The sequence below is a fragment of the Burkholderia sp. BCC1985 genome (genome assembly GCF_905339915.1).
Lineage (GTDB): Bacteria > Pseudomonadota > Gammaproteobacteria > Burkholderiales > Burkholderiaceae > Burkholderia.
This window is the reverse complement of sequence record NZ_CAJPGY010000148.1, coordinates 1-316: the sequence shown is the minus strand read 5'-3', so window position 1 is coordinate 316 and position 316 is coordinate 1. Positions and strand designations below refer to the sequence as shown.

The window sequence follows — 316 nt, the reverse complement described above, 5'->3', positions numbered from 1 at the left end:
CACGCACCCGCCGGTAATCGAACTGTCGGCGATGCTCGCCGAAGTGACGCCCGCGGGCTTCAATCACTTCTTCTATTGCAACAGCGGCTCGGAAGGCAACGATACCGTGCTGCGTCTCGTGCACCAGTACTGGCGCGTGCAGGGCAAGCCGCAGAAGAAATTCGTGATCTCGCGCAAGAACGGCTATCACGGCTCGACGATCGCGGGCGGCACGCTCGGCGGGATGGGTTACATGCACGAGCAAATGCCGTCGAAGGTCGAGAACATCGTGCACATCGACCAGCCGTATTTCTTCGGCGAAGCGCAAGCCGGCGAG

Annotated in this window: 1 protein-coding gene; it reads left to right on the top strand. The window is 61.4% G+C overall.

Annotated elements, in window-relative coordinates:
* On the top strand, nucleotides 1-316 hold a 316-nt coding region (locus U4Z31_RS37050), incomplete at both ends, for an aminotransferase class III-fold pyridoxal phosphate-dependent enzyme (protein ID WP_321813009.1).